This is a genomic window from Brevundimonas sp. (assembly GCF_036400995.1).
GTDB lineage: Bacteria > Pseudomonadota > Alphaproteobacteria > Caulobacterales > Caulobacteraceae > Brevundimonas.
Genome location: NZ_DASWWG010000121.1, coordinates 1 through 5337, shown reverse-complemented (window position 1 = coordinate 5337; position 5337 = coordinate 1). Strand labels below are relative to the sequence as shown.

Annotated in this window: 8 protein-coding genes; 5 read left to right on the top strand and 3 right to left on the bottom strand. The window is 69.4% G+C overall.

Annotated features, from left to right (window positions below; all coding sequences use genetic code 11):
* From VGE03_RS16430 to VGE03_RS16415, 4 genes are all read left to right on the top strand, one after another.
* Positions 1-823: UbiA family prenyltransferase (locus VGE03_RS16430; protein ID WP_331047554.1), on the top strand; the 823-nt coding region annotated here is incomplete at its 5' end.
* Positions 824-834: 11 nt separating this feature from the next.
* Positions 835-1683 carry a DUF3298 and DUF4163 domain-containing protein gene (locus VGE03_RS16425; protein ID WP_331047553.1) on the top strand — a complete coding sequence of 283 codons (849 nt, stop codon included), beginning with the start codon at positions 835-837 and terminating at the stop codon, positions 1681-1683.
* A gap of 118 nt (positions 1684-1801) precedes the next feature.
* Entirely contained in the window at positions 1802-2323 is a 522-nt protein-coding gene (locus VGE03_RS16420; protein WP_331047552.1) for a hypothetical protein, read from the top strand.
* Positions 2324-2331: 8 nt separating this feature from the next.
* A complete protein-coding gene (locus VGE03_RS16415) occupies positions 2332-2844 on the top strand; it encodes a hypothetical protein (RefSeq protein ID WP_331047551.1) in 513 nt (170 codons plus the stop codon).
* Here VGE03_RS16415 and VGE03_RS16410 read toward each other — a convergent pair.
* From VGE03_RS16410 to VGE03_RS16400, 3 genes are read right to left on the bottom strand one after another with little or no spacing between them, the layout of a single operon-like run.
* Complete coding sequence (locus tag VGE03_RS16410; protein ID WP_331047550.1) at positions 2823-3767, bottom strand: alpha/beta hydrolase; 945 nt, start codon at positions 3765-3767, stop codon at positions 2823-2825. The genes VGE03_RS16415 and VGE03_RS16410 overlap by 22 nt on opposite strands.
* A gap of 44 nt (positions 3768-3811) precedes the next feature.
* Positions 3812-4009 carry a helix-turn-helix transcriptional regulator gene (locus VGE03_RS16405; protein WP_331047549.1) on the bottom strand — a complete coding sequence of 66 codons (198 nt, stop codon included), beginning with the start codon at positions 4007-4009 and terminating at the stop codon, positions 3812-3814.
* The gene (locus VGE03_RS16400) at positions 4009-4416 is read right to left on the bottom strand and encodes a hypothetical protein (protein WP_331047548.1); all 408 of its coding nucleotides are present in this window, start codon (positions 4414-4416) and stop codon (positions 4009-4011) included. Before VGE03_RS16400 ends, VGE03_RS16405 begins: the two co-directional genes overlap by 1 nt.
* 112 nt (positions 4417-4528) lie before the next feature.
* Between VGE03_RS16400 and VGE03_RS16395 the strand changes: the two genes are divergently transcribed.
* Positions 4529-5337 (top strand): fatty acid desaturase family protein (locus VGE03_RS16395; RefSeq protein ID WP_331047547.1); only part of this gene is annotated, 809 nt, incomplete at its 3' end.

Here is a 5337-nt window from a genome sequence, read left to right as displayed (position 1 = left end):
GGCCGGCTGCGCCTTCAACGACATCGTCGACCGCGATATCGATCGCCGCGTGGCCCGCACCGCCGCCCGGCCGGTGGCCTCGGGCCGGATCTCGGTCAAGGCCGCCTGGGCCTTTCTGGTCGCCTGCAGCCTGGCCTCCTTCGCCATCCTGCTGACCCTGGGGACCACGGCCATCGCGCTCGGCTTCGGCTCCCTGGCCCTGGTCGCCGCCTATCCGTTCATGAAGCGGATCACCTGGTGGCCGCAGGCCTGGCTGGGCCTGACCTTCAACTGGGGCGCCCTGATGGGCTTCGCCGCGGCAATGGCTGTCGTCAGCGCCAGCCTCGCCCATGACCCCTATGTCACTGTGTATCTTGAGCCCTTTTTCCTGACTCCATGGCCTTTCGACCGAGTCAGCGGCATCGGCTTTGGTACAGTTCTGGACCATCAGATCCTTGATGCCGTGCCGGTGATCTTCCTCTACCTCGGCGGCGTCTTCTGGACCCTCGGTTACGACACCATCTACGCCCTGCAGGATATCGAGGATGACGCCATGGTCGGGGTGAAGTCCTCGGCCCGCCGCCTCGGATCGAACGTCCGGCGCGGGGTCGGGGTCTTCTACCTGCTGGCCGTCGCCTTCGCGGCGCTGGCCGGTCTGCTGGCCGGTCTGGGGCCGCTCTTCTATCTCGGCCTGACCGCCTATGCGGCGCACCTGCTGATGCAGACCCGGTCGATCCGCCCTGACGACGGCCCCCACGCCCTGGCCCTGTTCAAGTCCAATCGCGAGGCGGGGCTGGTCCTGCTTCTCGCCATCATCCTCGGTTCGGTTCAGCTTCCGCTTTGAAGGAGACCCGCATGTCCTCCCCCCGCATGCTCCTGATCGCCGCCCTGCTCGCCACCACCGCCGTGGCCGCCTGCAACCGCAAGGAGGAGGGCAAGGCCGACGCCCCCGCCCCCTCCGGCAACGCCCTGGTGACGCCCGCCGACGCGGCCGCGCCGATGACGTTCGAGCGCAACACCGACTACGCCAAGGTCAGCCTGACGCTGCCGAACGTCATCAAGCCCCAGACCGACCTGCACGCCCGCCTCTACGCCGAGGAGGTGCGCAAGCTGCACCAGTTCGTCGAGGGCGCCGCCAGCGAGCGTCTGGACAGCGCCGAGGAGGGCGCGCCGAACTGGACCTACGAAAAGCAGATCAACGTCACCGGCGCGATGGAGACGGGCAAGCTGCTCAGCCTCAAGCGCACCGACTTCGACTTCTCGGGCGGCGCCCACCCCAACACCCTGACCACCGGCATCCTGTGGGACAAGGCGCTGAAGCGGCGGATCGGGTTCACCGACCTGTTCCGTCCGGGCGCCGACCTGACGGTGCTGGACCAGGCCCTGTGCTCGGCCATCAACGCCGCCAAGCGCGCCCGCGTGCCCGACAGCGTGTCCCTGACGCTGGGCGGCGGCGGCGGCGACTGGAGCTGCCCGCGCGCCTCCGCGACCGAGTTCGTCCTGACGCCCGGCAACGCCCCCGGCAAGGCGGCGGGCCTGACCTTCCTGATCGGCCCCTACACCGTCGGCCCCTACGCCGAGGGCGCGTACGAGATCGCCATCCCGGTCTCGACCTTCCGCTCCCTGCTGACCGTCGCCTATGCCGAGGAGTTCGGCGGCCAGCTGATCAAGGCCGGGGACGTCACCCCGGTCGCGGGAGGTTGATCACCCCTTCCATTTGAAGAACGCCGTTTCGCGGATAGAGTTGTTCCCGTCGTCCCGTACATCCTCGGGTTCGGCTCACTTGAATGAGGTTTGCCCCCACAGCTCTGGAGAACTCCGAATGCGCGTCCTGATCCTTCCCGTCATGTTTGCGGGCCTGCTGGTCTCAGCCCCGGCCCTCGCCCAGACCCCGCCCTTCTCGGTCCACAACATCTACGACACCGGAAGCGGCCTTTCGGAGATCAACGGACGCACGGGGGACATCCTCGCCACCACGCCCTCGCGGATGCCGCGCTCGCGGCGCGAGATGAACCGGGGCCGGGAAGCCATCTGGGCCGCCAATCCGACCCCGACCCAGATCCGCAACTCCACCCAGCGCGCCCTGCGCGACGGCGGTCTGCACTGCACGATCGCCGAACTGGACATGGTCGGCCAGCTGCTGGACGGCACCCCGCTGGTGGAGGTGGCCTGCGAGGAGGACGGCGGTCTAGTCATCGCCAACTCCCTGCCCATCCAGGCAACCGACTGTTTCGACCTGGCCGACGGCAACGGGGTGATCGGCCCTTGCCGCCTGCCCAAGAACGTCGCCATGATCGAGGCCGCCCGTCGCGCCGGCCCGCTGCCGACCCGGGCGCCGGAGTAAGCGTCCCCGTGTCACCACCCTCGCCGTTCGTCCTGGTTCTGGCCCTCGCCCTGCCGCTCGCGACGCCTGTCGCGGCGCAGGACGGAGGCGTCTCGACCGGCGGCGGCGAGATTCGTGACGCCTCGGCCTTCGGTCGGGACGCCGTGACCCCGACCCGCATCGTCTCGTCACGCATCGAGATGAACCGGGGCCGCAACACCGGCGCGGCCCAGTCCCTGTCCACCGCCGACGTCCGCCATCAGGCGGTGACGGCGCTGGATCGGGCGGGCTTCGTCTGCACGGTCCAGGAGGCGGTCCCCGTGGGCCGCACCCGCTCCGGCCGCCCGCTGATCGAGGTCGATTGCGCCGAGGGCGGCGGGATGATCGTGGCCGACGACGAGCCGGTCACCGCCGTCGACTGCCTCGACCTCGCCCCCGACAGCGGCCAGGGCGGTCGCCGTCGGCGGGTGGTGTCGCAATGCGTCCTTCCCGCCAATGTGGCCGCCATCGCCGCCGAGGCTCAGTCCGCCGCCAGGAACTGATCCATCAGCTCGGCGAACTTCGCCGGCTGGTCGTTCATGATGAAGTGGCGGCTGTCATCGACCCGGATCAGCCGCACGCCGGGCAGGCCCGCATATTCCCGGCCCCAGACCGCGTCGACCATCGCCGCCGGCGCCCCGCCATCCGCGTCCGCGGCATAGGGCGCCCAGACCGGCACGGTCATCGTCGCCAGACCGGGGCGCAGGTCGGTGGTCATCACCTCGCGGATGGCCGCGGCCATGGCCCGCCGATCCCCGGCCAGCGCCCATTCGACCATCTTCTCGCGGATGTACGGATCGCGGGCCAGCCCGGCCGCGGTGGCGTTCTGACCGCTGCGGAAGGCCTCGTCCGGCGTGTTCAGGATTCCGGCCGCCGCCTGCTCGGCGAACGGACGGGCCGTCTCGACAGTCGCCTGCGGTCCGTACAGGGCGCTGAAGAAGGGCAGGCTGTCGACGGTCATCACCTTGCCGACCAGCGACGGCTGCTGCTGGCCCAGCATCAGGGCGCTCAGCCCGCCCATCGAATGCCCGGCCACCGCCGGACGCTCCAGCCCCTGTTCGCGGATGTAGCGGGCCAGCTCATCGACCACCGGCTGGATGAAGGGCCCGTCGCCGTGCACCCAGGGCTCGCCGGCGAAGCCCGCCAGCTGGACCAGATGCACCCGGTGCGTGGCCTTCAGCCGCTCGGCCTCGGCGCGCCACACCTCCCGCGAACAGCCGAAGCCGGGGATCAGGATAACGTCGGCCCCCTGCCCGACCACCTCAACCGACAGCCGGTCCGAGACGAAGGGGGCGACGGCCACGGCCGGGGCGGGCTCCGCCGCGAACACCTTGGTGGCGGCGACGATGTTCGGCGTGCAGATCGCCAGGGTGATCAGGAAGGCGCGCAGCAGGGGGCGACGCGCGCGGATGCGGGCGTTGGTCATGGTGGTCTCCGATGTGAGTAAGTGTTGTGGGTCGCCGACCGGGGTCAGGCGTGAGGGTTTTCGAAAACGTCCTCGACCGGCCGGTCGAACAGCACCGCGATGCGGTAGGCCAGGTCCAGGGAGGGGTCGTGTTTCTCGGTCTCGAGCGCGTTGACGGCCTGTCGGGACACGCCCAGCGCCTGGCCGAGCTGTTCCTGGGTCCATCCGCGCTCGACGCGCAGCAGCTTGAGACGGTTCTTCATCAGTTCGAGGTCCGGATGAACGGCGCGACGCAGCCGTACAGCGCCCAGAAGGTCGGATAGATCAACCAGGCCGGAATGTGCGGTGCGGCGGCGAAGGTCTCGGCGAAGCCCCAGAAGGTCGCGACCGCCATGGCCAGGCCCGCGGCGAGAATGAACTGTTTGGCGGTGACGGCGCGGACGAACTCGTCGCTGTCGCGCATCAGGGCCAAGGTCGCCCAGATCTGCCCGATGACCGGCGCCGAGATCGCCGCCGCCAGCACCCAGCCGGCGGGTTTGCCGATGACGTCGTCGAAGGCGTCGGTCACCATCATCGAGACACAGATGGCGACGTAGGGCGCCATGAAGGCCCAGGTCCGGATCATATATTTGCGCCCGGCGGGCGTGCCTTGTCTCCAAGCGGTCAGCATGTCAGCTCCTCCTGACTGAATGTAATGAGAACCTGACACGCTCAGAATGTCATGTCAACCTGACACGAAGTCAGGAAAGCCCGACTTTCTGCGTTTTCTTTGCGAACCCCGGATGCGCGCGTATTCTGACGCCATGCCCGCCGCGCCCCGCGCCAAGCCCGCCGACCTGTTCACGCCCGAGGAATGGGCGCCCTTCCAGTCGCGCCGGGGCTGGATCGGACCCTCGCTGGCCGCCCACTGCTGGGGCGTCATCGCCCTGGCCGTCGTCGCCGGGATCGTCTGGCCGATCCTGATCCCGCTCTGCGTGATGATCATCGGCACGCGCCAGCTGGGTCTGGCCATCCTGATGCACGAGGCGGCCCACGGCGGCCTGTCGACCAACACCCGCCTCAATGACTTTCTGGGCCACTGGCTGTGCGCCGTGCCGGTCGGCGCCTCGCTGGCCGCCTACCGCCCCTATCACCTGTCTCACCATCGCTTCGCCCAGCAGCCGGAAGACCCGGACCTGATCCTGTCCGCTCCGTTCCCGGTCTCCCCGGCCTCCCTGCGCCGCAAGATCTTCCGCGACCTGACCGGCCAGACCTTCTTCAAGCAGCGGGTCCTGCTGCCGCTGGCGGCGATGCGCGGGGCCAAGGCGGCGCGGGCGACGGACGATCATGATTATGAGGCCATCGTCACGGGCCGCTCGATCGCGCCCTTCCTGCTGGTGAACCTCGGCCTGCTGGCCGCGATGACGCTGGCGGGTTTCTGGTGGGCGTATTTCGCCCTGTGGCTCCTGCCCATGGCGACCTGGTTCCCGATGGTCACCCGCCTGCGCAACATCGCCGAGCACGCCTGTGTCGAGGGCTCGGCGACCGACCCCTTCCGCGCCGCCCGCACCACCCGCGCCTCCTGGTGGGAGCGCGCCTTCATCGCCCCCTA